We start from the raw sequence: 24,145 nt of genomic DNA, 5'->3' as shown, positions 1-24,145 counted from the left end.
GAAGGCGCCCGAAAACGGGAAATGACACAGTTGTGTCCCTTCTCCCCGAGCCGACGGCTCCCCCCGAGGCCACCGGCAGGGTCGACCGGCCCGACCTCCCGCCCGGTCACACGGCCCACCTCCCGGGCCGAGGCTCGCTGTTCTACCGCGAGGTCGCCGGGCCGCCGGGCGCCCCGGTCGTCTTCTTGTTGCACGGCCTCGGCGCCAACGCCGACCTGAACTGGCACAGCGTCCTGGCCCCCCTCGGGCGACACTTCCGAGTGATCGCACCCGACCACCGTGGGCACGGCCGAGGCATCCGGTCCGCCGAGCCCTTCCGGCTCACCGACTGCGCAGAGGACGTGGTGGCCCTCGCGGACTGCCTGGGCATCGACCAGTTCACCGCGGTCGGGTACTCGATGGGCGGACCCATCGCCCAACTCGTCTGGCATCGGCACCGCGAGCGCGTCGACGGGCTGGTGCTGTGTGCCACCGCACGCGACTTCCGCGGCCACCCCCGGGAGCGCCTGCTCTTCGGCGGGCTCGGCGTGCTCGCCGGCCTGCCTCACCTGACCGCGGTGCGCGCCGGCGCACACGGCGCCGAGTGGGTTGCGTCCCGCCTCTTCTCGAGCCGTCCCCACACCGACTGGGCGGTCGCGGAGCTGCGACGAGGCGAGGTGGGCACCATCCTCGAGGCGGCACGCGAGGTCGGGAGGTTCACCTCTCGGGAATGGACCCACGAGATCGACGTGCCGACGGCGGTGATCATCACGGGCCGCGACCGGTTGGTGCCCGCGCACCGCCAACACAAGCTGGCCGAGACCATCCCCGGCGCCGTGAAGTACGAGATCGACGGCAATCACCACGTGGTGGCCGGCGACGGCGACGACTTCCGGCACGCGCTCGTCGGCGCCTGTCTCGCGGTGTCACCTCGGCCTCCGACCGTCGACGAGGTCGGCACCCGGCGCCGCCGACGCTCCGGCGCGCGGCGTCGCCGCGTCGCCCTCCTCCCCGCCGCCGCGGCGACGCCCGTGGGCACCAGGTAGACCACCAGCGCCCACCCCGTTGGGACCGCGCGGTAGCCGACGGGCGCCAGTACCGGGCGAAGGGTGACTTCGGCGCCACCCCCAGCAGCGGGAGGGCCCGGCTCCGCTCGCGCCTGTTCCCCTTCACGGGTGCTCAGCGGCCGGCGGTCGCTTCGATGCCGGCGATCACGATGTCGAGGCCCTGCTCGAACCAGGCCCGCAGGTCGTCGTGGCGCTCAGGGACCACGCCGCTCAGGGCGGAGCCGTGCACGAAGTCGACAATCAGGAACGCCGCCGGCTCGATCGAGGCCTGGCCGAGGCCGCTCTCGGCGAGCGCGTCGGTCAACGGCTCGATGGCGCGCAATGCGCCATTGGCGATGACCGGGTCGGCGAGCGCCGCACCGATGACCTCCCGGTTTCGCGACGCGATCTCCCAGTAGGCGACCGCCCACGCCCGGACCCTGGCCCCCCACGGCTGCTCCCGGTCCACCGCCGGGATCTCCGCGAGGACCTTCGCCAACACCAGCGCGAGGAGCTGCTGCTTGTCGTCGACGTGGTGGTAGATCGCCATGGGGTCCACCCCGAGGCGGGCACCGAGACGGCGCATCGACAGCTTGGCCAGCCCGTCCTCGTCGATCGCGACCGACGCCGCCTCGACGATCTGCTCCACCGACAAGGTTCCCCGCCGCACCGACATCTCTACAGTGTAGAGTAGTTCACTCCTCTACACCGTAGAACCCGCGCCCCCGAGAAGAGCAAGGAGCCTCCGATGCACGAACGACCGGACGACCTGGTCGCACTCCAGCAGGTGATCGACGACAGCTACGCGAGCGCGGGCGAGCACCTGCGCGAGATCCACGCTCCCGAGCGGCGACTCGACGCCGAAGGGCTCGCCTCGAGCCTCGAGGGCATGTGCCTGCTCACGCTGGCCACCACCACTCGCGACGGCCGCCCGATCACCGGTCCGGTCGACGGCGTGTTCTACCGGGGAGCGTTCCACTTCGGCTCATCGCCGGCATCGGTGCGCTTCCGGCACCTCGACGCCCGGCCGGCGGTCAGCGCGACGCACCTTCCCGGCGAGCACTTCGCCGTCAGCGTCCACGGGGTCGCCCAGAGGATCGACGTCGACGCCGACGAGCACGCCGAGCTCCGCCAGACCCTGCTGGACATCTACCTCCCCCGGTACGGCGACTCCTGGCTGGAGGTCCTCGACGGCGCCGCGTACGCCCGCATCGACCCGCGACGACTCTTCGCCTTCTGGATGCCGGACGACGGCGGCGCCGGCCAGGACTAGGCCCATCGCCCGCACTGTCGCTCACTTCACGGGATCCGTTGGGACCGCTTCCAGGTCGGCGAGGGCCTCTCCATCGCGGAGTCGACCGCCTCGGGCTCACGGACACGATCGTCGTCAACACGACGTTCAACCGCCCCGTCCTCGTTCGCTGATCACCCCTCGTGCGGCGGAGGGGTCGCCACGCCCGCACCTCGGCCCTTTCCTCGTTGCATTCGAACGCACGTTCGTCTAGGGTGACGTCACCAGCTTGCAGCCGCTGGGGCGGGAGACCGTCGAGCAGGGTCGGCTGCCACTTCCCCAAGCCAGTCGAATCGTGGGTTCCGGGCGCCGCCGTCGGCGTGTGCAGGGCAGCCCGGACAGGAAGTGGTGCCGTGTCGGTGATCGAGCTGCAAGCGAACGAGGCAGGAAGCGAACCTCCGCACGATCCGGGCTTCGCGGCGCTCGCTCTACTGCGCGAGGCCGCCACCGACGTGCTCGACCAACCATGGGCCGGCCGCCCCGGGCCAGTGCTGGGCGAGGCGCTCATGGCGATGGTGGCGGCGGAGCGGATGGTGGCGGCGGCCAAGGCTCGGGTGCTCGGCGCGTTCGACGCCAGCGGCCAACACCGCATCGAGGGGCATCCGACGGCGGCGACGTGGCTGGGAGCAAAGGCGAAGGTCAACCCTCGTCAGGTGAAGCACCAGGCCGCGCAGGCGCGCTCCCTCCGAGAGATGCCGCTCACCGAAGCCGCCTTCGCGGCCGGCCGCATCGGCGCCGAGCACGTGGCGGTGCTTGTGCGGGCCCGCACCCGAGACGTGGTCGACGAGTTCGCCGCCGCCGAAGCCGACCTGGTGGAGTCGGCCGAGACCTTGGACTTCGACGAGTTCGACCGCAAGGTCCGCGATTGGCGCTCGTTCGTGCAACCCGACCGGTCCGAGAAGCGGGCCAGGGACGCCGAGCAACGGCGGGAAGGCCATGCATCGCGGACCTTCGACGACCTCGTACGTCTCGACGCGTGGCTCGATCCACTCGGCGGCACCGAGTTCCTCGACGAGTTCCACCGGATCGAACAGGAGATGTTCGAAGCGGACTGGGCCGAAGCCCGCGCCCGGGTCGGCGAGCGGGCCACCCAGCGGGACCTGCGGCGCACCGCCAAGCAGCGCCGCGCCGACGCCTTCGTGGAGATGGCCCGACGCTCGCGGGCGCACGGTGCCCCGGCGGACGGACCCCGGTGGGTCCTCAACGTCATGATGGGTTGGCACACCCTGTGCGCCGAGGCCGCCGCCACCCTCGCCGACCTCGGCGGGTGCACCTGCCAGCTCCCACCGGCGCTCGCTCGCCTACTCGGCCTCGACCCCGACGCCGACCCCGGTGGGCGCTGCCCCACCTGCGACGGCACCGTCGACGCCGGAGACGACGATCTCCCCGAGCCGACAACCGATCCGGGCTCGGCACGGACACCAGAGCCGTACGCCGGGCCGCCCCCGACCCGCCGCCACCGGGTCCTGCCCGACTGGTGGCACGCCCCCGACCCGTTCGCCCCCGGCTTCACCCACCTCCGCCCCGACACCCTGTGCGAGCTCGAGGACTACACCCCCATCGCGCCCTCTCAGGCCCTCGGCCTCGGCATCGCCGGCGGGCTCCGCCGAATCGTGTTCGGCCCCGACGGCGAGGTCCTCGACTTCGGCACCACCCGGCCCTATCCCACCGGTGCCCTCCGCGAGGCCGTCATCATCCGCGACCGCGTGTGCCGTGATCCCGGCTGCGCCGTCCCCGGTCGCCACTGCCAGATCGACCACGTCATCCCCCGCTCCCGCGGCGGCCCCACCGCCATCAGCAACCTCCGTTGCCAGTGCGGCACCGGCAACCGGCTCAAGGGCACCGGTCCCCCGATCGGCGACGACCCACCCACCGGCCGCGGCCCCTGAGCGCCCCCGGCCGACGCCTCCGCCGTACGGCGCAGGGCGCCCCCGTCCGCGCCGCGGCGCAGGGCACGCCGTTGTGCCCTGCGCCGGGTGAAGGGAGTGGTCGGTGGTCAGGCGGTGGCGCCGATGACCTCGAAACCGCTGGTCTGAGGGTCGTCGGCGTCGGGGCCGACGGTGAAGGTGATCGGGCCCTGGTCGGTGTCGAGGACGCAGCCGAACGTGCCGGCGGCGGCGCCGACCGAGCAAGCAGGGTCGCCCTGGGGGACGGCCCGTCCGATGGCGGCGATGGCGGCGTCGAGCTCGCCCCGGCCGCCCTGGCTGCTCACGGCGCGCTCGTCGTCGGTCCCCCGCACGGCGAGGAACGCGGTCACGGCGTCCGCCGCCCGCTCGAGATCGGCGGCGTCGCCCGCAGCCGGCACCTCGTCGGCGGCGTCAGGAGCATCGGGCGCCGCCGGCACGACCGGCACGACCTCGTCGTCGTCGGGCTTGTCGGCCTGGGCACCGGCCGGCGGCAGCGCCACCGTGTCACCGGGTGAGGCGGCCTCGAAGACATCGCCCTCGCCGTCATCGTTGGTGGCGATGGCGAGACCGGCCCCACCGGCGACGAGCCCCGCCGCCAGCACGGCGCCGAGCACCGCCACCACCCGACGACGGCGCCGAGCCGCCCGGGACGACGCGCCCCGGGAGGGGGGCGCCGGCGGGAGCGGCGGGAGCACCACAACGGGCGTCCCCTGCGGCGGGGTGACGGCGAACACCGAGTGCACCGAGGTGGGCGGGTCCACGGCTCTGGCCACGGCAGCGGGGTAGGTGGCGGTGCCACCCTCGGCCGGCACCCACGGGACGGGGACGTCCTCGACCGTGGTGGCGGCGGCCGGCTCGGCGGCGGCCGCAGTGGTGACGACCGGCTCGGCGACGGCGACCGCCGGGGCAGGATCGGCGTCGGTCACCGCCACGTCTTCGGTGGCCGCTTCGGTCACGGTGAGCGCCGGAGCGTCGAGGACCTGATCGCCGCCGTCGGCGGCAGGCATGCCCCAGGGATCGCGCACGAGGGCGACGCCTAAGACGACGTCGGCCGCGAGGTCGCCGGCGCCGCGGTCATGGTCACTCGGCACCACGGGGTCGGGGAACTGGTCGAGGTGGTCGGACAGGTCGAGGTCGAACTGGGTGTCGTCGAAGGCGGTCGGAGAAGACATGCCCCTCAGACGGCGGGTCGCCCGGGCCGGGTTCCGCCCCGCCGCGTGACACCTGACACGTCCTGACGGCCGGCCAGAGCCGTCGTCGCCCGGCCGAGTTGAGCGACCGACGACGCGGGTGGGCTACGGGCGCAGGTTGACCGCGACGCTGCCGGGCACGAAGGCGCCTTCGGCGTAGGTCAGGGGGCCGTCGTCGAGGTGCCAGATGGCCCGCCCGCTGAGGGGCAGGCGGTGGCCGGCGGCCAGCACCCAGCCGTCGAAGGGGGTCGTCCACTCCGCCTGCACCAGCCCTCCCGGCATGGCCGCCCAGCGGTCGCGGCTGGAGAAGTCCCGGATGGCGCCGTTCTCGTCGAGCGAGACCCGCGCGTGCACGGTGTGGCTCCCGTGGGTCAGGGCCACGTCGAAGGTGTCGTCGGCGACCTCGTCCCAGGTCACCTGCTGGGAGAGCAACATCGACGGGGCCAGCACGAGAGCGTCGTTCAACCACGTGGTGAGCTCGCCGACGTCGTACTCGACGCCCGTGCCGTTGGCCACCGGCACCAGCCCGAGGAGCCGGCCGACCATCCGGCCTTCGCCGTCGAGCAGGGTGTCGCGCCCGACCATGGGCACGACGCCGGCCATGTCGAGGCGCATGTGGAAGATGCGGGCGACGGGGTGGGCGCAGTTGTACTGCCAGGCCTCGGCGGGCATCCAGCCCCGCCCCTGGAGGTTGAAGCGACCCCGGAACCGGGCGGCGAGGGACCACGCACGCGGGGCCCCACCACCCGCATGAACCGGAAGTAGCGCTGCACGGGCGCCGGCAGCCCCTCGACCTCGGCGGCCTCGACGACGGAGTCGTCCGGAGCCCCGTGAGGCAGGCCGGCATCAGCGGCCTGGGCCAGCGCCGTGGCGCGCAGGTCGCGCCCCAGCAGCTCGAGCACCGGCCGTACCGCCGGTCGGATCATCGAGAACGTCACGGCAGGATCATCGCGGGCGGGACGCCCGCCCGAAAGGGCCGATCGTCACGCGGTGCCGTTCGTTTCAGGCCACGTCGCGGATGGCGGCTTCCTCGGGGAGCTCCGGCGGGGTGAACAGGCCCGGCTTCATGCCGTGCTTGTCGGCGTAGAACGCCCGGATCTGGTCCATGTCGGCCACGACGTCGTCGGTCATGCGCAGCATCGGGCCGAAGCCGCCGGTGCGCGTGGGCCCGTCGAGGAAGCTGAGCAGCACGGGCACGTCGGCGCCCAGTGCGATACGGCGAAAGCCCGACTTCCAGTGGGTCTTCTTGGCCCGGGTGCCCTCCGGCGGGATGAGGATGGCCACGGGGCTCCCGTCCCCGGCACGTGCCACGAGCGAGTCGACGAGCCCCACCGGGTTCTCGCGATCGACGGCGACGCCACCCATGCGGCGGAACAGCCAGCCCGCGGGCCCGGCGAACATCTCCTTCTTGCCGAGCCACATCGGGCGCACGCCGGTGGCCCACGCCATGGCCATCATCAAGATGAAGTCCCAGTTGGAGGTGTGGGGGGCCGCGACCATGACGCACACCGGCACCCGTGGCGGATCGCCGACGATGCGGTAGCGGAAGAGCCGGACGACGATCTTGCCGAGAGCACGTTTGATCCCCCCACCTTAGGGGCCGCCGACCACCCTCCGTGACCGGGGCTCGCGCAACGTGGCCTCCGCACGCCGGAGTGACCTTCTGCTCTGGCCCCGACCGCCCGGACGACGTTGGCTGGAGCCATGAACGACACCCCGGACCTCCTGGCGGCCATCGGCGGCGAGCGCGCCCTCGAGGAGATCGTCGAGCAGTTCTACACGCGCCTGGTGGCCGATCCCGATCTCGGGCCGGTCTTCGCCGGCGTGGACGTGGCCCGCCTGGTCCACATGCAAGAGGAGTTCCTCGGCGTCGCCTTCGGCAGCACCGACCACGTCGCCGACGCCGACCTGCGCGCCGCCCACGCCCGCCAGGCCATCACCGGCCGCCAGTTCTCCCGCTTCGTGGAGCTGTTCTGCGACACGCTGGCCGAGCGCGACCTGCCCCGCTCGACCGTCGATCGGGTGGCCGACCGCCTCGCCCTCTACGTGGACGACGTCGTGGGCCAGTACGGCGACGCCGGCTGAGGACGGGACGGGCCGTCCCGTCGCCGCTTCGCCAGGGGTCAGCCCGGGTCGAGCCAGTGCCCGTTCGCTGGTGCATCGGCTCGCACCACGCCGGCCGCCGCGAGCGCCCCGACCACCGCGCGTGCGTCCGGGTGCGGGACAGGACGGTTGTGCGTGGCGAGGAACTGGCGGATCACCCCATCGGGGCGCAGCTCGATGCCGTAGACGAGTCGGTCGCACGACTCCACGCCCACCACGATGCTCCGGCCCTCGTTGACCGCGGCGGCGAAGCCCCCGAGGCAGTTGTGGAGCCGCTCGCCCCAGGCGGCCAGCTCGGCACCGGTGCGCGGCACCACGAGCCGCAACGGCTCCCGTCCCGACCCCGCCACCTCCCGACCGCGTAGCGCCAGGACCGCCGCAGGGTGCTCGAGGGGCACGTGCTCGGCCGGCTGCGACCCTCGGGTCCGCGGTGCGTGGAACATGGCGCGACGGCGCTCCTCGGGGGTGGGGGGCGGCGGGGCGGGTGCGACCGCGGTCGGGGCGCGTGGCGGCGCCGGCCGCGGGGCGACCGACAGCGGTCGCCGGGTCGTGGCGGCCCGGGCGCGGGGCCGGCGCCGGGTGGGGGCGACGACCCCGGACGGGTTCGGGTCGGGGGGCAGGAGGCTCCGGCAGTGCTCGCGGAACTCGGCGAGGCGGTTGGGCAGCCGGGCGCCGGCTCGCGGCCGGACCACGCCATACGCCTCCACGGCCTCGGCGAAGAGCGCGGGCCCGTCGTCGAGGCGAGCCGCGTCGAGGAGCAACCGCTCCGTGCGGTGCTCGCCGAGGTGCGGGGTCAGACGAGCCGCCCCATCGACGAGGTCGACCTCGGGCCACTCCCCCGGCGCTCGCCAGGGGTCGGTCGCCCCGAGCACGCGGGTGAGGCGGTCCGGGCCCAGTGCCGGGGCCATGCGGGCCAGGGCCAGCGGGTAGAGGGCGACGGTCGCCGGGCCCCGGGCGGGGTCACCACCATGGGCAGGTGCGGGGACGCCGGACACCAGGGCCTCGGCGAGGGCGGCCACCACGGGGCGGGTGGCCCGTCCGGGGAACACCACCTGGGCCCCCGCTCTGGCCGTGGGCGCCGCCAGCGCGCCGGCCGCCCACCGGGGCACCTCCTCGAGGGGAGCGGCGCCGCCCGCCATGGCCGCGCCCAGGAGCGGGAACGACACCCCGCCCACGACGGCCAGCAGACCGGCGCGGGAGAGATCCTCGGGGCACCGGATGCCGTGGGCGCAGGCGAAGGCCGCGAGCCACCGGCACACCAGGGCGGACGCTTCCGTCGACGGAGCGCCGCCGCCCACCACCCGGGTGACGAGGGCGGGCTGGATCGACACGTCGATCTCCCGCCGGCCGTCGAGCAGCACGAGCCCGATCCGCACCCGGCCGTCCGTGGCGGTGAAGCGCAGCGTGGTCGACGCCTCGGCCAGGTCCCCTCCGTCTCCGAGAGGCACGACCCGCAGGGTGGCCACGGCGCCGCGCTCCTCCCACGCCGCCTGCACGGCGTCGAGGGTTGCGAGGGCCATGCGGCGACGCTACCGAACGGGCGTTCGGAGTCCAGTGGACAACCCTGGGGATCTCGACCCGGGCCCTCACCGGTCGGCCCCGGAACCGGCTCGTCGTCCACCGAACCCGCGGGGAGCGAGGGGTTAGAGTCTCCTCCGCGAGGGCGGCGCAGAGGAGACGCGCGCCGATGTCGGTGCGCCTGGGAGGGCCATGACGCCGCCACCGACCGCAGCGACCCCAGCGACCCCAGCGAGATGACCCCGAGCGAGGGCTGGGAGCCCCCCAGCACCCACGTGGGTCCGCGCAGCCTGCGCGGGCTGCTCGACGCGGTCCTGACCGTCGGCTCGGACCTCGACCTCGCCGCCACCCTGCGCCGCATCACCGAGGCGGCCGTCGCCCTGGTGGACGCCCGCTACGGCGCCCTCGGGGTCCTCGACGATGCCGGCACCCGCCTCGACGAGTTCATCACGGTGGGCGTCGACGACGACACCCACCGGGCCATCGGCGCCCTGCCGAAGGGCCTGGGCCTCCTCGGCGCCATCATCAACGACGCCTCCAGCCGGCGCCTGGCCGACCTCCACGAGGACCCCGAGAGCGCCGGCTTCCCGCCCAACCACCCGCCCATGACCTCGTTCCTCGGCGTGCCCATCCGCACCCGGGACCGCGTCTTCGGCAACCTCTACCTCACCGACAAGACGACGGCCGAGGCGTTCACCGACATCGATCAGGAGCTCGTCCAGGCCCTCGCCGCGGCTGCCGCCGTGGCCATCGACAACGCCCGACTGCACGCCGAGACCGAGCGCCGACAAGCGACTCTCGCCGCCTTCCAGCAGGTCGCCCAGGCCCTCCTCGACGGCGCCGGGCGAGACGACATCCTCGGGGAGATCGCGGCCCGGGCCAAGGCGCTGGCCGGTGCCGACCTCGCGGCCATCGCCCTGCCGGTCCCGGGCAGCGAGCAGCTGCGCATCGACATCGCCGTCGGGGCCGGGGCCGACAGCCTCCACCGGACCGCCTTCGACCGGCACGCCAGCGTCAGTGGCCAGGTGCTGAGCACGGGCGAGACCATCTTGCTCGACGATGTGTCCCACGACCCCCGATCCGGCCCGTTCCAGCGTCAGGGAGATCTCGGGCCGGCGCTCTTCGTCCCGCTCGAGGCGGACGACGGTCCCTTCGGCACCTTGGTCGTGGCCCGTCGGGTCGACACCCGGCCCTTCGCGACCTTCGAGCAGGAGATCGTCAGCTCCTTCGCCGGACAGGCGAGCCTCGTCGTGCACCACGAGCGCCAGCGGGCCCGAATCCAGGACGTCGCCCTGCTCGAGGATCGGGACCGCATCGCCCGCGATCTGCACGACACGGTCATCCAGGGCGTGTTCGCCACGGGACTGACCCTGCAGGGCGCGGCCCGCCTCATCGAGGAGCCCGCCGCCCGCGACCGCGTCGCCACCGCGGTCGACCAGTTGGACGAGATCGCCCGCCACATCCGCACGGTGATCTTCGGCCTGGAGACCCAGCGCTCCGCCACCGAGAACCTGCGCCGCCGAGCGCTGGCGGTCGTCGAGGAGTCGGGGCGGGCCATCGGCCACGAGCCCCGCCTCGGCTTCGACGGGCCCATCGACACGGTCGTCGGCGAGACGCTCGCGGACGAGGTGGTGGCGGTGTTGCGCGAGTCCCTCTCGAACGTAGCGCGCCACGCCCGGGCCACCGCCGTCGAGGTGCACGTCACCGTGACCGACGTCCTCACCGTCACGGTCGCCGACGACGGCGTCGGCGTCGACCCCGCCGCTCGCCGGGGCAACGGCCTGCGCAACCTGCGCGAGCGAGCCGAGGCGCACGGTGGCACCGCCACCCTCGAGCCCGGAGCGGACGGCGGGACCGTGGTGACCTGGGCCGTGCCCCTGACCGACTGAGCGCCTCAGCGAAGGCGCAGGCGGACGCTGCGCAGGCCATGGGGGCCCACGTCCAGATGAAGGCACGAGTGGTCGTCGTCGAGCGTGGCCGCGCCGCCGTCAGAGGTCTCGTCGAGGCGCACGGACTCGGCCGACACCGCGAGCGCGGCCACGGGGGCACCCAGGTCGACGACCGCGGTCACCGCCTCGTCGCCGGGGTTGGCGAGTCGGATCACGAGGCCATCGCCGTCGTCGGCGGGCTTCAGCGCCGACAGCACCACGCCGGACGGCTCGATCGCGACGAGGCTGCAATCGGGCTCGACGAGCCGGTCGTCACCGGCGGGCACCGCCCGCAGACCGAGCTCGTCGGCGACCTGGGCGGCGGCCACGTCGGCCGCTCCGAGGCGTTCACCGGCGACGCGCAGGGTGAGGTGCGCGCGCACGCCGTCCGGGCACTGCGCTTCGGGCGTGGCGAGGCCCGGCCCCGCGGGGATGGGGCGGGTCGTCGGGTCGAGCCGGGCCAACCAGCCCACCGACCGCAGGAGCGTCACCTTGACGACGCCGCCCGCCGTCACCTCGGCCTCGGGGAGCCCCGGTGCGCCGACGATGAGCCCGTGGGCCTCGATCCACCCCTGGTGAGGGAAGGTGGGAGGGGCCGGGTGCTCCCATCCCTCGTCGTCGACGGGGCCGGTGGTGCGCTCGGCGACGTCGAAGGTCGTCGCGGCGCGGAAGGTGTCGACGGGCGACCCGGTCGGGAAGCAGAGCCGGAGTCGATGGTCCTCGGCCGGGTTGGCCACCTCGACCGCGAGGTCGACCCGGTCGATCCCCGGCGCCACCCGGGCCTCCAGCGTCACCGTGACCCGCACGGTGTCGTCGCGCCGGGCGTCGCGCCCGTCCACCAGGCCCGCCGGCACCGCCAGGGTGCGCTCGACCACGAGCCGCTGCAGCCCGGACGGGTGGCGGAGCCGGGTGACGGACACGGCCGCCGGTTCGGCGCCGGCGTCGCGGTCGCCCGAAACGGGGTCGAAGTCGTAGGTGTCGCCCCGGTCGCCGAGGTCCTCGAGCGCGCCCAGCCCAGGGAAGGCCCGCCCGCCGGCGACGAGGGTGAGGGTCCCGTCGTCCGCCGCGGTCACCGTGAGGTCCCCGGACCCGATGGTGCGCCCGTCGTCGATCTCGTCGGGGTGCGGCTCGGCGGGCGCCAGGTGCAGGCGCCGCCAGCCGAAGGCGGGGACGTCGGCGACGACGAGCTCGAGGTCGACACCCGGCATCCCCTCCCACATCCGCATGCGGGCCGGGTCGATCGCCGGCACCACGCGGGCGGGGGCGCCGTCGGCCTCGTAGCCCATGGCGGTGCCGTCGAGGAGGGTGAGGGGATGGATGTCGCCACCCATGTCGGACAGCCGGTAGACGGGGTGGCCGTCGAGGGCCACCCGGACGACGTCGGTGCGGGCCACCGGCGACGGGTTGAACACGGCCAGGTCCAGCTCGGTGGACCAGGGGGTGGCCCGGGTCGGGCCCAGGCCGGCGAGGCGCTCGAGGACACGGGTGGTGGTCTGGTCGGCCAGCTCGGTGGCGGTGGCGTAGCGGCCCTGCATCTGGCGGTGCACCTCGTCCTGCGAGCAGCCGCAGATCGAGTCGTGGGCCTGGTTGGGCAGAAGGGCCCGCCACGCGGCGCGGAGCGACGGCCGCTCGTCGGGCGTCCCCAGCACCGCGCCCAGCGCGGCCCAGGGCTCGGCCCATCCCACGAGTGCCCGCTCGGCGCGGCGATCGGCGAGCTTGAGGCCGAGGCGGGTCGACCAGACGCCCGGCAGGAGGTTGGCCACGCGCGCCCCGACCAGCTCGCCGTGGAAGGTCGGGCGGCCCTCCTCGTCGATGGCCTCCCGCAGGTCGTCGAGCAGACCACGGGTCACCGGGCGATCGAGCCGGGCGGCGAGGGCGTCGGCCACCGCCTCGGTGTGCGCGTCCGGGAGGCAGTGGTCGATGCCGTTCATGAGCACCACCGGTGCCCGCTCGACGGGTGCCAGCCGGTCCAGCACCCCGAGGAGGCCGTCGACGGCCTCCTCCGGGTCCTCGGGCAGGTAGGCGGCCGCGAAGTAACCCCGGCCGAGGTGGTAGGCGGTCACGGCGTCGCCACTGGGGGCCTCCCAGCGGTAGACCGGGCCCAGCCGGTCGATCTCGTTGCCGTTGCCGCGCCAGTACACGAACGGGCCGAGGCCGAAGCCGGCGAAGATCGCCGGCAGCTGCGAGGGGTGGCCGAACGAGTCGGGGGTGTACGCCACCTCCGAGCAGGCGCCCACCGACCGGGCCACCCGGCGGCCCTCGAGCAGGTTGCGCACGTGCGCCTCGCCGCTGGGCAGCAACGAGTCGGGTTGGACGTACCACGGGCCCACGCCGAGCCGGCCCGCGGCGACGGCCGCCTCGAGCTCGGCCCGGCGGCCGGGACGCACGGCGAGGTAGTCCTCGACGACGATGGCCTGGCCGTCGAGCAGGAACTTCCAGCCGGCGTCGACGGCGAGCAGGTCGAGGACCCGGTCCACGGTGTCGACCAGGCGCCCCCGGAAGGCCTCGAAGGTCCGGTACCACTCCCGGTCCCAGTGGGTGTGCGACACCATCAACACGGCGCTCGTCGACGCAGGATCCATGGCCAGAGCTTCGCGTGGGACGACCGGCGAACGGGTCGACGGCCCGTCGCCCTAGTCTCTGGCTCCACGACTCGGGGCGGAGCGGGGAGACGACCTTGGGCAGGCAGCGGTGAGTGCGGTGGCGGTGGTGACGGCGGTCGACGTCACCGATGGCGACTTCCTCGTCCACCTGTTCACGATCCCGCTGTTCACCGGGGTGATCGGCTACATCACGAACTGGTCGGGCGTCGTGATGCTCTTCCAGCCGCTGACCTTCCACGGCGTGCGCCTCCCGGGCCTCCGGTTGACCTACCCGCTGCTCCCCCGCCGGGTGCAGGTCATCCCCGCCATCTCCGACGACGGCCGGTTCGGGTGGCAGGGCATCGTCCCGTCCCGGGTCGACAAGATGGCCAGCATCTCGGTGGACAAGGCGCTGGCCAAGGTGGGCAGCATCTCGGACTTCTACCACCAGCTCGAGCCCGACAAGGTGGCCGACCACCTGGTGGCGACGGCCCAGAGTGAGATCGACGACGTGGTCGACCAGATCATGGAGCGCGAGCACCCCCAGCTCTGGCGGGACCTCCCGCCCGGCGTGAAGGACGCCCTCCACGCGCGGGTCCACAAGGAGCTGCCGGCCATCGTGCGGCGCATCACCGACCAGATCGGCGAGCACATCGATCAGCTCATCGACGCCAAGCTCATGGTGATCCGCTACTTCCAGGCCCACCCCGAGAAGATGAACGACATGCTGCGCGAGGTGGGCCGCCGCGAGCTGCGCTTCATGCAGAACTTCGGCTTCTACCTCGGGGTGCCCCTCGGCATCGTCCTGGTCTTCGTCGTGGAGGCCTTCCCCTACTGGTGGGTCCTGCCCGTCGGCGGCGTGATCATCGGCTACGTCGTCAACTACCTCGGCATCACCATGATCTTCGAGCCGGTCGAGCCCCGCCGCGTCGGCCCGTTCACCTTCCAGGGACTCTTCATGAAGCGCCAGCCCGAGGTGAGCGACGTGTTCGCCCGGATGATCGCCGACGACGTGATCAACCTCGAGAACGTCGGCAACGAGCTGCTCTACGGCCCGCGCTGCGACCGCACCTACCAGATGCTCGAGTCCACCCTGCGGCCGGCGGTCGACAAGGCGCTCGGCCCGGCCCAGGGCGCGGTGCGGGTCGCCATCGGCACCCGACGCTACGACCGCATCCGCGACTCGGTGGCTTCCGAGGCGACCGACTTCGCCGCTGCGTTCTCCGACGAGGCCTTCAACCGCCAGCAGGCCGAGCGGGTCCGGGAGTTCGTGGCCGCCCAGATGCGGCGCCTGCCACCGGCCGAGTTCAGCGAGCTGCTGCGCTCCGCGATCAAACAGGACGAGTGGCTGCTGTTCGTCCACGGCGCCGTGCTGGGCTTCGGCGCGGGCCTCCTCCACCTGGCCATCTTCGGAGTGTGACGTGACCGGATCTTCCCGCGACGAGGGGCACGAGGCCGACACCGAGGCGACCGGCGACGGCCCGCCGGACCCCACCCTCTACGAGGCGCTCCCCGGCCTCGCCCGGATCGGCCTGCGGGCGGGCTTTCGCACCCTCGCCTGGATGGCCAACGAGACCCTCACCACCGGCGAGCAGGTGGTGAACGCCGTGGCCGAAGGGGAGTCCCCCATCCCGGTGGTGCGCGAGTCCAGCCGCGACGCCTGGGCGATGGTCGCTCGCTCGTTCGGGCTCGAAGACGACGACGCCGACCCCACGGCCACGGCGCGGCGCCGCAGCGGCGAGCGGCCGGCCACCAACGAGGAGCTGCGGGCCAAAGGGGCCGATCTGCTCCACCGGTCGGCCGACGTGCGCATCGACGACGACACCCACCCCGCCTTCGCCCACATCCTCGACGAGCTCACCCCCGACGAGGCCCGCATGCTGCGCTTCCTCTGCACGGAGGGACCCCAGCCGTCGGTGGACGTGCGCACCAACCGACCCTTCGGCGTCGGCTCCGAGCTCGTGGCCGGAGGGCTCTCGATGATCGGGCTCCAGGCCGGCGTGCGCCACCAGGACCGCACGCAGTCCTACCTCAACAACCTCGAGCGGCTGGGCCTCATCTGGTTCTCCCGTGAGACCGTCGAGCCCGCCCGTTACCAGGTGGTCGAGGTGCAGCCCGAGGTGGTCGACGCCCTCAAGCGGGCCGGCCGGGCGCCCAAGACCATCCGCCGATCGATCCACCTGACCCCCTTCGGCGACGACTTCTGCGCCACCTGCCTGCCGACCGACCCTGCGCCCTCGGCCGGCGCCCAGCCGTGAGCGACCCGCGGGCGGACCTGCAAACGGCACTCGCCGCGGTCGTGGCGGACGGTCCGGCCCGGCCGGGGGTGGCCGTCCGGCGCTTGTCCGACGGCCTCGAGTGCGGCATCGATGCCCACGCCCGCTTCCCCACCGCCAGCACCTTCAAGGTGTTCGTGCTGCTCGCCCTGTACCGCTGGGCCGCAGCCGAGCGGGTCGACCTCCACCGGGCGCGGGTGACCGTGCGGGCCGCCGACCGCTCCCGGGGCAGCGGGGTCCTCACCTTCCTCGACGAGGGGCTGGCGCCGACGCTTTTCGACCTCGCCATGCTGATGACCGTCGTCTCCGACAACACCGCGACCGACGTACTGATCGAGCAGGTCGGCCTCGACGCCGTGCCGCGCCTCGTCACCGACCTCGGCTTGGCGGACACCCACGTGGGCGCCCGATGTGACGACATGCTGCGCGACCTGCTGGGCGACGCCCCACCGGGACTTCCCGACCACGGGATGTTCCGAGCGGGGGCGGCCGCCTTCGAGGCCGGCACCAACGCCCTGCTCTCGGTGGCCGACCTCGACGACCGCCACAACTGGACGTCCGCCCACGACCTCGTGGAGTGCTTCGCCACCCTCTGGTCGACCGAGGCCACCGCGGCCCTCGGGGTGGGCGACGACGCACGACGCGAGATGATCGCCGTGCTCGAACGCCAACAGCTCAACGCCGGGATTCCCCGCTACCTGCCCGCCGGCACCACGGTGGCCCACAAGACGGGGATGCTGCCCGGCCTCATCCACGTGGCCGGCGACGCCGGCGTGGTGGAGGTCCCGGGCGCAGGGCCAGTCGCCATCGCGGTGCTCACGTCGACCCAGGACCAGGGCGCCTACCCGCCCGGCGGGCCGGACACCTTCACCGACGACGTGCAGCGCCAGATCGGCCGGGTGGCCCGGACCGTCCACGACCACCTCCGCACGACCGACGCCTGACGCGCCCGCCGAGCGGCGCACCCAGCGGACGATCACGGCGATGACCCCGCCGGGCGGGGCCACCCGCGGGGGTGACGGATGACACACCTGCCGGTGTGACCTTGTGCCCTCGTTGCCCACGGGGACCGGCGCGACGGTGCAAGGACAGGACAAGGCAAAGGGCGGTGATCGCCATGACCCGGAATCTGATGCGTTCCGTGTTCGTCGCAGTGCTCCTCGCAACGTTCCTGGTGGTCGCCCCCCTACCGGCCCAGGCCCGCACGCGCCCTGAGGTGGCGCCGGCGAACGACGCGTTCGCCTCGGCACGGGTGATCACCGGCGCCACGGGCACGACCTCGGGCACGAACCTGGGCGCCACCAAGGAGGCGAATGAGCCCGATCACGCCGGCAACATCGGCGGCGCCTCCGTGTGGTTCACCTGGACGGCGCCTGCGAACGGTGCTGTCTCCTTCGACACCTGCACCGACACCGACTTCGACACCCTTCTCGCCGTCTACACCGGCACCACGGTCGGCGGCCTCGCGCTGGTGGCCGCCAGCGACGACAGCTGCACGCTGCAGGGTCGCGTGAGCTTCGCGGCCACGGCCGGTACCACCTACCGCATCGCCATCGACGGTTACGGCGTCGATGGCGGCGCAGCCACCGGCAACTACACGCTCTCCTGGGCGCCGCCACCACCGCCACCGGCGAACGACGCGTTCGCCACGCCAACCACGATCACGGGAGCCAGCGGCTCTACCAGCGGCACGAACGTCTTCGCCACCACGGAACCCGGTGAGCCCGACCACGCCGGCGTCGTCGGCGGTGCGTCGGTCTGGTACCAGTGGGCCGCGCCCACCAGTGGACCCGTCCAGTTCGACACGTGCACCGGCACGGGCGTCGACACGCTCCTCGCGGTCTACACCGGGACCTCCCTGGCCGGCCTCACCCCCATCGCCACCAACGACGACGAGTGCGGCTCCGCGAGTCGCGTCATCTTCCCTGCGAGCGCCGGCACGACCTACCGCGTCGCCGTCGACGGCGCCGATCGGGGCTACGGCACCTCCACGGGCGGATTCACGCTCTCGTGGGAGTCGATCGTCGCACCCGCGAACGACGCGTTCGCGGCCGCCCAGGTCATCTCCGGGGGCCATGGCACCGCGACCGGCACGAACCTGGGCGCCGCCAAGGAGACCGGTGAGCCCGACCATGCCGGCGACGTCGGCGGGGCCTCCGTGTGGTACCGCTGGACGGCCAACACCACTCGCACCATCCGCTTCGACACCTGCACGGGCGCGGACTTCGACACCCTCCTCGCCGTCTACACGGGCACCACGGTCGACGGACTCACGCCGATCGCCGCCAGCGACAACGGCTGCGGCAACTCGAGCGGTGTGGAGTTCACCGTCACCGCGGGCACCACGTACCGGATCGCGGTGGACGGCTTCCACGGTGCGGTCGGTAGCACGCAGCAGGGGAGCTTCACCCTGACCTGGGGGCCGCCGAGGGTCCACCGGCCCGACGTGCTCATCCGGTCCGGCGCAACGGCCTGGATCGGAAACGACGTCTACAACACCACCGGCGCCGGGCAGACCCGCACCGCCTCCGTCGGGGCCAGCGGGACGGCCACCTTCTCGGTCAAGTTCCAGAACGACGCCGACTTCGAGGACTTGTTGACGGCGCGGGGACCGGGGTCGAACAACCAGTTCCGCGTGACGTATCGCGTTCCCAGCGGCGAGGACATCACCGCGGCCATGGTCGAAGGGATCCCCGGGACCTGGCGCTCCGGGGAGTCCTCGGTGCGGGTGACGGTGACGGTCAAGGCCAGGGCCGGCACGCCTCGGGGAGCGTCCATCAGCCTGAAGATCAAGTTCACCGCCGACCAGGGCACCGGAGTCGACGCCGCGATCGCCCGGGTCACCAGGGTCTGACCACCGGCCTCCCGCCAGCGCCAGCCGCCGGCGCCGCCTCGCCGTGCGAGGTCAGGCGCCGGCCTTGGCGCCGCGGAGCTTCTGCCAGAGGGTCATGGGCTGGTGGGTGACGCACTGGCAGCGCTCGGACTGGGGCACGCCGCCGAGCACCTGCTCGACGTGCTGGCCGCAGCCCGCGTAGGTCGCCTTGCCGCACTGGGAACACGTTGCTGGTCTACACATACCCCCCAGGGTATCAGAACCAACCGGACGCGCGACCTCGGTGCCTCAGCCGGTGGGGCGGGGGATCAGCGCCACGGGTTCGGGGTGGCGGGTCTCGAGGTGGTGGGTCTTGGGGCAGCGCACCTTGGCGTGCATGCCGCACTGCGGGCAGGACCAGGCGTCGCCGTCCTGGCGCCACATCGTGCTGCCGCAGTCCGGGCAGCGGTCGTGCCAGAAGGCGCACTCGACGCCGGCCATGCGCTTGGACGTGAGCGGGCACCCCCGGCCCGAGCACACGGGCCACTCGGGGTCGGCCACGATCACCTGCACCGGGCACTTGTCGACGCACTCCTCGCAGTCGTTGCAGAGGAAGGGGTCGATGACGAAGGTGCCCAGGAACGAATCGGTCTTGCTGAGCGCCGACGTCGGGCACGAGAACTCGCAGGCGCCGCAGCCGATGCAGTCGTCGAGGACCTTGAAGCTCATCCGGCCACCGCGTCCTGCGGGTGGAAGGGACGGAGCTCACCCATGCAGTCCCAGTGGACCCAGGGGGCGACGTCGACACGGGTGGAGGCGGTCTTCAGGGCATACCCCTCACCGTCCCACTCCCACCAGCCGTAGGGCAGGTCGAGGGCGCGGGTGACGGGCTTGCCGCAGTGCTCGCACGTGGGGGCGTCCATGGTCACTCCTCTCACCCGCCCGCCCGCAGCGCGGGCGTGGCGGCAGCTCCGTCGAAGAACTCCTGGAGGCTCTGGTTGAAGCGGGAGAACTTGTCGATCCCCATGACGTCGCTTCCGTGGAGCCGGATCGACTCACCCACGAGGGTGAGGCTGTTCAGGGTGTGGCGCCCGGTGGCCCGACCGTGCTCGACGATGTCGTCGACCATGGCCCGCCAGGCATCGAGGGGCCCCTCCAGCCAGCAGTCGGCGAGGGCCTCGTCGCCGGCCTCGGCCTCGCTCACGTCGAGGCAGGCGATGCCCTCGAAGGTGAGGCGCGCCCGGAAGGCGTCCTCGCCGTCGCGCCCCATGACGACGGCGAGGACGAGGTCGCAGTCCCCCAACACCTCGTAGCGCTCGGGATGGGCGTTCATCTCGGCGGCCAGGCCCTCGAAGAAGGCCACGGTGTCCACCGGCGGGAGTGCGCTCACGACCGCCCCCTCAGGCCCCGACACCCACGAGGTCGTCGCTCGTGATGCCGAGGAGGTCGAGGGGCAGGGTCGTGCGCTCCAAGCGATTCAACCCGGCCCGCTCGCAGCGCGAGAGGTAGGAGGTGAACTGCTTGCGCACGAGCTCGCCCTGGAGGGGGAACCCGACCTCGTCGACGTCGTCGGCGCCGCCGGCGAGCAGCAGGGCGAGGGCGGTGCCGAGGTCCGGCGAGGTGCCGAGCTCGACGAGGGCGGCCTCGCCGACGTCGAGGGCCTCGTGGATCTCGTCGGCCACGTCGGGGTCGTGCTCGATGGCGTAGCGGATGTGCATCGTGCCGTAGGCCACATGGCGGGCCTCGTCCTGCATGGCCATGCGGAACATCTTCTTCTCGACCGGGCCCGGGGCCAGCAGCTCGCCCTGGCGGAACAGGTCGAGGATGAAGCCCTCGCCGAGCAGGTGCAACAACGCGGTGGCCTGCGTGTAGGTCTTGGCCTCGATGATCGTGCGCAGCAGGCTCGCCGGGCCGGCACGGGACTTGAGCAGCCCACCGCCGTTGGCCAGGGCCCGCTTGCGGAACACCTCGGCGTGGCGGGCCTCGTCCATGATCTGGGTGCAGAGGAACATCTTCGCTTCGATGAAGTCGTGGTTCATGCGCCACATCCACTTGGCGGGCAGGTCGGCGGCGATCATCTCGACCTCGGTGAGCGAGGTGCAGACCTGGCAGATGGCGTGCTCGAGGTCGCTCGGCAGCTCCTCGAGCTCGTTCCACGGGATGTCGCGCGTGGCCGACCACTGGCGGGCCACCGCCTCCTCGTAGAGCTCACGCACGTTGCCGGCCCAGACGTCGGTCTTGTCGTTGAGGATGTACCCCATGTCCGGGGTGTCCGGGTCGACGTCGGCACCCCGGGGCGCCATCGAGCGGTGGGCGGGATGCTCGGGCACCTCGCCGTAGCTCCCGACGGCGATGTCCATCATGGTCAGGCCCCGCGCACTGGGCTTCGGGTGCACCCCCCACTCGCTTCGGGCCCCGCGCAGCCACGCCCAGTCGAGGGGCTGACCGACCGGCGACGTGTCCGGCAGGTTCGGATAGGAGTCGGGACCACCCATGGCACATACCTCCCGTTGCGTTGCGGCCCATTGCCGCGCACCGCGCCTCCGATCACTAGGGCCGAAGGTCCCATGGGCCGTCTGGGCCATTGGGTGCGGCCGCTCCGCTGCCGATGGGAGGGCATGGCCGTCGATGCCTCGACAGCGGAGAGCAGCGGGTCGTGCACTCGGGAGGCCGCGCTCCTCGCATCGGTGACGCGCGCCCTCGGCCTGTACGTCCGCGACACGCAGCCGACGGCGTTGTTCCGGGACCTGCTCGGGGACCTCCTCCTGTTGACCGACAGCGAGTACGGCTACATCGCAGAGAGCCTCGTCGACGAGCACGGTGCGCCCTACCTCCAGACCTGGGCGATCACCAACATCGCCTGGGACCACCCGACCCGCACGCTGTACGAGGACAACGTCGTCGTCGGAGGAGGCCTCGAATTCCGCAAGCTGGACACGCTGTTCGGCTGGGGACTGCGCCATCGAGAGGTGGTCATCAGCAACGACGCCGCTCGGGACCCGCGGGCCGGAGGTCTCCCTCCCGGGCACGCCGCCCTCCGCAGCTACCTCGCGGTGCCCATCCTCAGGCGGGACGAGATGGTGGGCCAGATCGGCGTGGCCAACCGGCCCGGCGGCTACGACCGCGACCTGGTGGCCTACCTCGACCCCTTCACCACCGCGCTCGGCAATCTGATCGAGGGGTACCGCTCCGAACGCGAGCGCCGGGAGGCCCAAGCCGCTCTGGCCCGGTCCGAGGGGGAGCTCCAAGCGCTGGTCGGGCACCTCTCCGATGTCGTGACCGTCCTCGAGCCGGACGGGTCTTGGCGGTACTCGAGCCTGGCGGGCACCCGCCTGCTCGGGTACCCCAAGGGCTACGACGTGCCCATCTTCGACCTCCTCCACGAGGACGATCGGGCCCCCGCGGCGCAGGCGCTCGAGGAGGTGCTCGCGGGCGAACGTGGCCCCGAGGTCCCGATCGAGCTCCGCGTGCGCGCCGCGGACGGCACCTTCCACCTCCTCGAGATGGTCGGCGAGGACCTCCGCGACGATCCGGCGATCCACGGGGTGCTCATCACCTCCCACGACGTCACCGAGCGTCGAGCGGCCGAGCACCGCCTCGAGGTGGCGCTGGCGCAGCTCGGCGCCCTGGTCACGAGCCTCCGTGACGCCCTCCTCTTCGTCGACGACACGGGCCGGGTGGTCTACGCCAACCAGGCGTTCTGCGACGCCTTCGCGTTCACCGGCGGGCCCGGCGCCGTGGTCGGCCGGCCCGTGGAGGACCTGCGGCCACACGCGGCCGCCGTCGTAGCCGACCCGGCGGCCTTCGCCGCTCGCGTCGAGGCCATCTACACGGCCTGGGCGCCGGTGGGAGACGAGGAGATCTCCCTCGCCGACGGCCGCACCCTCGCACGCGACTACGTGCCCGTGCCGCTCGACCCCGTCCGCCGCGGCCACCTCTGGCTCTACCGGGACATCACCGAGCGCAAGGCCCTCGACGCCCAGCGCGCCCTCGCCCTCGAGCAGCAACGCGCCGCCCGGGCCGCGATCGAGGAGCAGAACCGCTCCCTGCGGGAGCTCACCAGCCTGAAGGACGAGTTCGTGGCCACGGTGTCGCACGAGCTGCGCACCCCGGTGACCGCGGTCGCCAGCTTCGCGGGCCTGCTCCAGGAGGACGCCGCCGACCTTCCCGATGAGCAGCGGGAGTTCGCCGCCATCATCGAGCGCAACGCCACCCGGCTGCTCCACCTCGTGGACGACCTGCTGCTGCTGGGCCGGCTCGAGTCCGGGCAGCTGCCCGTGCGACCGGGGCAGGTCGACCTCGCGGCCCACGTCCAGGCGGCAATCGCCTCGGTCGGCCCACTTGCCGAGGCCGGTGACGTCACCGTCACCGCCGAGGTCGAGGACGGCCCCCCGGTGCGGGCCGACGCCCAGCGCCTCGATCAGGTCCTGGCCAACCTCCTGTCGAACGCAGTGAAGTTCACCCCCTGCGGCGGCCGGGTCGACGTCCAGGGCCATCGGGACGGTCCCGCCTGGGCCATCGAGATCCGCGACACCGGGGTCGGGATCCCCGCCGCCGAGCAGGCCACCATCTTCCGCCGCTTCACCCGGGGCTCGAACGCCGACGACCGGGTCCCGGGCAGCGGCCTCGGGCTCGTGATCACCCGCGCCATCGTCGAGCGCCACGGCGGCGACATCTCGCTCACCAGCGTCGAGGACGAGGGCACCACCGTGGTGGTGCGGCTCCCCGACGACGGCCCACCGGAGGAGGTCGGACCATGACGGTCACCACCCCGTCGTCCCCACCCACCCTCGTCGTCATCGACGACGAGCCGGACCTGCGCCGCGCCCTCGAGGTGCTCTTCGGGCGCGCCGGGTTCACCGTCGTCACGACCGTCGACGGCCGCGCCGGGTTGCGGGCGGTCCACGAGCACCACCCGGACCTGGTGCTCCTCGATCTCGGCCTCCCCCAGATGGACGGCCTCGACGTGCTCGAGCGCATCCGGGACCTGAGCGACGTGCCCGTCATGGTCATCACCGCGCGCGGCCTCGAGTCCGACAAGGTCCGCGGTTTGCAGGGCGGTGCCGACGACTACGTGACGAAGCCCTTCGGCAACCAGGAGCTCGTCGCGCGGGCGCACGCACTGCTGCGCCGTGCCGCGCCCACGACCACCACGCCGACGACCTATGACGACGGGCAGCTCCACGTGGACTTCGCCGCCCACCTCGTCCGGGTCACCGACGGCACGGAGGACCTCGACCTCACACCCACGGAGTTCCGACTGCTCGCCGCGCTCGTGCGCCACCCCGGCCAGGTGCTCTCCCCCGAGCAGCTGCTCGACCAGGCGTGGAACGACCCGACGGGCATCGGCGGCGATCGCGTGAAGTTCGCGGTGCACCGCCTGCGTGGACGCCTCGGATGGACGGGGCCCGGCTCCCCCATCGAAGCGGTGCGCGGTTTCGGCTACCGCTACCGGCGCGCTTGAGCGCCCCGGACCCTTCGCAACCGAACCGCAACCGAGCGCTTCCCGGATC

The 24,145-nt window shown here is 73.0% G+C and carries 22 protein-coding genes; 11 read left to right on the top strand and 11 right to left on the bottom strand.

The window, feature by feature from the left end; translation table 11 throughout:
* Window positions 1-32 precede the first annotated feature (32 nt).
* Window positions 33-1,025, top strand: coding sequence for an alpha/beta hydrolase (locus JNK12_03965; protein MBL8775058.1), 993 nt, complete (start codon window positions 33-35; stop codon window positions 1,023-1,025).
* Between the two features lie 133 nt (window positions 1,026-1,158).
* Here JNK12_03965 and JNK12_03960 read toward each other — a convergent pair whose 3' ends face one another.
* Entirely contained in the window at window positions 1,159-1,701 is a 543-nt protein-coding gene (locus tag JNK12_03960; GenBank protein ID MBL8775057.1) for a TetR family transcriptional regulator, read from the bottom strand.
* Between the two features lie 72 nt (window positions 1,702-1,773).
* On the opposite strand from JNK12_03960, the gene JNK12_03955 reads away from it, so the two are divergent.
* Both JNK12_03955 and JNK12_03950 read left to right on the top strand, forming a co-directional pair.
* Window positions 1,774-2,298, top strand: coding sequence for a pyridoxamine 5'-phosphate oxidase family protein (locus JNK12_03955; protein ID MBL8775056.1), 525 nt, complete (start codon window positions 1,774-1,776; stop codon window positions 2,296-2,298).
* A gap of 371 nt (window positions 2,299-2,669) precedes the next feature.
* Window positions 2,670-4,205, top strand: coding sequence for a DUF222 domain-containing protein (locus JNK12_03950; GenBank protein MBL8775055.1), 1,536 nt, complete (start codon window positions 2,670-2,672; stop codon window positions 4,203-4,205).
* A 107-nt stretch (window positions 4,206-4,312) separates the two neighbouring features.
* Here the strand turns inward: JNK12_03950 and JNK12_03945 are convergent, their stop codons facing one another.
* The 3 genes from JNK12_03945 to JNK12_03935 all read right to left on the bottom strand — a co-directional run bounded on the left by JNK12_03945 (window position 4,313) and on the right by JNK12_03935 (window position 6,997).
* Window positions 4,313-5,395, bottom strand: coding sequence for a hypothetical protein (locus JNK12_03945; GenBank protein ID MBL8775054.1), 1,083 nt, complete (start codon window positions 5,393-5,395; stop codon window positions 4,313-4,315).
* Between the two features lie 123 nt (window positions 5,396-5,518).
* Window positions 5,519-6,085, bottom strand: coding sequence for a hypothetical protein (locus JNK12_03940; protein MBL8775053.1), 567 nt, complete (start codon window positions 6,083-6,085; stop codon window positions 5,519-5,521).
* A gap of 330 nt (window positions 6,086-6,415) precedes the next feature.
* Complete coding sequence (locus tag JNK12_03935) at window positions 6,416-6,997, bottom strand: 1-acyl-sn-glycerol-3-phosphate acyltransferase (GenBank protein MBL8775052.1); 582 nt, start codon at window positions 6,995-6,997, stop codon at window positions 6,416-6,418.
* Window positions 6,998-7,117: 120 nt separating this feature from the next.
* Here JNK12_03935 and JNK12_03930 point away from each other — a divergent pair, with 120 nt between their 5' ends.
* A complete protein-coding gene (locus JNK12_03930; protein MBL8775051.1) occupies window positions 7,118-7,498 on the top strand; it encodes a group 1 truncated hemoglobin in 381 nt (126 codons plus the stop codon).
* 38 nt (window positions 7,499-7,536) lie between these two features.
* Here JNK12_03930 and JNK12_03925 read toward each other — a convergent pair whose 3' ends face one another.
* The gene (locus JNK12_03925; protein MBL8775050.1) at window positions 7,537-9,036 is read right to left on the bottom strand and encodes a PcfJ domain-containing protein; all 1,500 of its coding nucleotides are present in this window, start codon (window positions 9,034-9,036) and stop codon (window positions 7,537-7,539) included.
* 234 nt (window positions 9,037-9,270) lie between these two features.
* Between JNK12_03925 and JNK12_03920 the strand changes: the two genes are divergently transcribed.
* Window positions 9,271-10,923 (top strand): GAF domain-containing protein, encoded by a 1,653-nt coding sequence (locus JNK12_03920; protein ID MBL8775049.1) that lies wholly within the window; start codon window positions 9,271-9,273, stop codon window positions 10,921-10,923.
* Between the two features lie 5 nt (window positions 10,924-10,928).
* On the opposite strand, the gene JNK12_03915 is transcribed toward JNK12_03920, so the two are convergent.
* Window positions 10,929-13,544 (bottom strand): hypothetical protein, encoded by a 2,616-nt coding sequence (locus JNK12_03915; GenBank protein MBL8775048.1) that lies wholly within the window; start codon window positions 13,542-13,544, stop codon window positions 10,929-10,931.
* A gap of 109 nt (window positions 13,545-13,653) precedes the next feature.
* Here JNK12_03915 and JNK12_03910 point away from each other — a divergent pair, with 109 nt between their 5' ends.
* The 4 genes from JNK12_03910 (at window position 13,654) to JNK12_03895 (ending at window position 18,674) form a co-directional block, all read left to right on the top strand.
* Window positions 13,654-14,964 (top strand): hypothetical protein, encoded by a 1,311-nt coding sequence (locus JNK12_03910; protein ID MBL8775047.1) that lies wholly within the window; start codon window positions 13,654-13,656, stop codon window positions 14,962-14,964.
* Between the two features lies 1 nt (window position 14,965).
* Entirely contained in the window at window positions 14,966-15,802 is an 837-nt protein-coding gene (locus JNK12_03905; protein MBL8775046.1) for a DUF4393 domain-containing protein, read from the top strand.
* A complete protein-coding gene (locus JNK12_03900) occupies window positions 15,799-16,764 on the top strand; it encodes a serine hydrolase (GenBank protein MBL8775045.1) in 966 nt (321 codons plus the stop codon). The genes JNK12_03905 and JNK12_03900 overlap by 4 nt, the downstream gene beginning before the upstream one ends.
* A 197-nt stretch (window positions 16,765-16,961) precedes the next feature.
* A complete protein-coding gene (locus JNK12_03895; GenBank protein MBL8775044.1) occupies window positions 16,962-18,674 on the top strand; it encodes a hypothetical protein in 1,713 nt (570 codons plus the stop codon).
* A 51-nt stretch (window positions 18,675-18,725) separates the two neighbouring features.
* On the opposite strand, the gene JNK12_03890 is transcribed toward JNK12_03895, so the two are convergent.
* From JNK12_03890 to JNK12_03870, 5 genes are read right to left on the bottom strand one after another with little or no spacing between them, the layout of a single operon-like run.
* Window positions 18,726-18,896, bottom strand: a complete 171-nt coding sequence (locus JNK12_03890) for a hypothetical protein (GenBank protein ID MBL8775043.1) — start codon at window positions 18,894-18,896, stop codon at window positions 18,726-18,728.
* A 45-nt stretch (window positions 18,897-18,941) separates the two neighbouring features.
* A complete protein-coding gene (locus JNK12_03885) occupies window positions 18,942-19,361 on the bottom strand; it encodes a 4Fe-4S binding protein (GenBank protein ID MBL8775042.1) in 420 nt (139 codons plus the stop codon).
* Entirely contained in the window at window positions 19,358-19,555 is a 198-nt protein-coding gene (locus JNK12_03880) for a hypothetical protein (protein MBL8775041.1), read from the bottom strand. Before JNK12_03880 ends, JNK12_03885 begins: the two co-directional genes overlap by 4 nt.
* An 11-nt stretch (window positions 19,556-19,566) precedes the next feature.
* Window positions 19,567-20,022, bottom strand: a complete 456-nt coding sequence (locus tag JNK12_03875; GenBank protein ID MBL8775040.1) for a hypothetical protein — start codon at window positions 20,020-20,022, stop codon at window positions 19,567-19,569.
* Window positions 20,023-20,032: 10 nt separating this feature from the next.
* Window positions 20,033-21,127 carry a hypothetical protein gene (locus JNK12_03870; protein MBL8775039.1) on the bottom strand — a complete coding sequence of 365 codons (1,095 nt, stop codon included), beginning with the start codon at window positions 21,125-21,127 and terminating at the stop codon, window positions 20,033-20,035.
* 192 nt (window positions 21,128-21,319) lie between these two features.
* On the opposite strand from JNK12_03870, the gene JNK12_03865 reads away from it, so the two are divergent.
* Both JNK12_03865 and JNK12_03860 read left to right on the top strand, forming a co-directional pair.
* Window positions 21,320-23,392: a PAS domain-containing protein gene (locus JNK12_03865; GenBank protein ID MBL8775038.1), complete on the top strand. Its 2,073-nt coding sequence runs from the start codon at window positions 21,320-21,322 to the stop codon at window positions 23,390-23,392.
* Entirely contained in the window at window positions 23,389-24,096 is a 708-nt protein-coding gene (locus JNK12_03860) for a response regulator transcription factor (GenBank protein ID MBL8775037.1), read from the top strand. Before JNK12_03865 ends, JNK12_03860 begins: the two co-directional genes overlap by 4 nt.
* Window positions 24,097-24,145 lie beyond the last annotated feature (49 nt).

The sequence above is a fragment of the Acidimicrobiales bacterium genome, from assembly GCA_016794585.1.
Taxonomy (GTDB): domain Bacteria; phylum Actinomycetota; class Acidimicrobiia; order Acidimicrobiales; family DATDAH01; genus JAEUJM01.
Note: the sequence above shows the minus strand (reverse complement) of the source record. Positions and strands in the feature narration are given on the sequence as shown.

Excerpts from the sequence above, each read along its gene's own strand:
- JNK12_03960 (MBL8775057.1), bottom strand. The coding sequence starts at position 1,701 with ATGTCGGTGCGGCGGGGAACCTTGTCGGTGGAGCAGATCGTCGAGGCG.
- JNK12_03955 (MBL8775056.1), top strand. The coding sequence starts at position 1,774 with ATGCACGAACGACCGGACGACCTGGTCGCACTCCAGCAGGTGATCGAC.
- JNK12_03945 (MBL8775054.1), bottom strand. The coding sequence starts at position 5,395 with ATGTCTTCTCCGACCGCCTTCGACGACACCCAGTTCGACCTCGACCTG.
- JNK12_03940 (MBL8775053.1), bottom strand. The coding sequence starts at position 6,085 with ATGCCCGCCGAGGCCTGGCAGTACAACTGCGCCCACCCCGTCGCCCGC.
- JNK12_03930 (MBL8775051.1), top strand. The coding sequence starts at position 7,118 with ATGAACGACACCCCGGACCTCCTGGCGGCCATCGGCGGCGAGCGCGCC.
- JNK12_03925 (MBL8775050.1), bottom strand. The coding sequence starts at position 9,036 with ATGGCCCTCGCAACCCTCGACGCCGTGCAGGCGGCGTGGGAGGAGCGC.
- JNK12_03920 (MBL8775049.1), top strand. The coding sequence starts at position 9,271 with ATGACCCCGAGCGAGGGCTGGGAGCCCCCCAGCACCCACGTGGGTCCG.
- JNK12_03915 (MBL8775048.1), bottom strand. The coding sequence starts at position 13,544 with ATGGATCCTGCGTCGACGAGCGCCGTGTTGATGGTGTCGCACACCCAC.
- JNK12_03890 (MBL8775043.1), bottom strand. The coding sequence starts at position 18,896 with ATGTGTAGACCAGCAACGTGTTCCCAGTGCGGCAAGGCGACCTACGCG.
- JNK12_03885 (MBL8775042.1), bottom strand. The coding sequence starts at position 19,361 with ATGAGCTTCAAGGTCCTCGACGACTGCATCGGCTGCGGCGCCTGCGAG.
- JNK12_03880 (MBL8775041.1), bottom strand. The coding sequence starts at position 19,555 with ATGGACGCCCCCACGTGCGAGCACTGCGGCAAGCCCGTCACCCGCGCC.
- JNK12_03870 (MBL8775039.1), bottom strand. The coding sequence starts at position 21,127 with ATGGGTGGTCCCGACTCCTATCCGAACCTGCCGGACACGTCGCCGGTC.
- JNK12_03860 (MBL8775037.1), top strand. The coding sequence starts at position 23,389 with ATGACGGTCACCACCCCGTCGTCCCCACCCACCCTCGTCGTCATCGAC.